Source organism: Rhizobacter sp. P2_H2 (genome assembly GCF_056403375.1).
In genome coordinates this window covers 1-756 of the sequence record NZ_JBFUFP010001671.1, presented here as the reverse complement: position 1 = coordinate 756, position 756 = coordinate 1, and the positions used below count along the sequence as shown (strand labels likewise).

Below are 756 nucleotides of genomic sequence, written 5' to 3'. Positions count from 1 at the left end.
GAGCATGGCAACGCGCTGCTGTCGCGCTGGCCGATGGGCGACGAGATCGGGCACCACGACGTGTCGGACCACCGCTACGAGCAGCGCGGGCTGCTGCACGTGCGTGCACCACCACCGCGTTCCAGTGCACCCGCACGTGCAGCAGCCCGCGCTGCTCGTAGCGGTGGTCCGACACGTCGTGGTGCCCGATCTCGTCGCCCATCGGCCAGCGCGACAGCAGCGCGTTGCCATGCTCGCCGCCGGGCGTGACCGCGTTGGTGCGGTAGGCCGCGTGGTAGCCGTCGGGCGCCAGGTACTCCGCCTGCGGCATGCGCGGCCAGCCGATGTGGGTGTCGGGGAAGCGCCTTGCCTCGCCATGGTGGAAGTTGCGCACCTCCTGCAGGAACACCATGTCGGCATCGAGCGCCTCGATGCCCAGGCCCAGGTTGTGGATCTCCAGCCGCTTGCGCGGGCCGACGCCGCGCACGCCCTTGTGGATGTTGTAGGTGGCCACGCGCAGCACGTGCGGGGGGTGGAGGGTCGATGGTGACGCGTTCATCGCGGGGAGCTTCCGAGGTCGAGGATGGCAGCAGCGTTGGTGCGGGAGAAGCAGCGCGCGGCGGCGTCGCGCCACGGCAGCCATTCGAAGCGCAGGTGTTCGTGCGGGCTCAGGCAGACCGGCGTGCCGCGATCGACCTCGAGCGTGAAGACATGTTCGGTGTTGTGGGTGACGCCCGGCGCGTAGCGGTGCGCCCAGGCCGGCAGGATCTCGTAGAC

The 756-nt window shown here is 70.4% G+C and carries 2 protein-coding genes; both read right to left on the bottom strand.

Translation table 11 applies throughout. From position 1 onward, the window contains the following. Positions 1 to 538: endonuclease/exonuclease/phosphatase family protein (locus AC1D15_RS35515; protein WP_477829785.1), on the bottom strand; the 538-nt coding region annotated here is incomplete at its 3' end. Then, a partial coding sequence (locus tag AC1D15_RS35510) for an NUDIX hydrolase (RefSeq protein ID WP_477829784.1) occupies positions 535 to 756 on the bottom strand: 222 nt, incomplete at its 5' end. The genes AC1D15_RS35510 and AC1D15_RS35515, both read right to left, overlap by 4 nt.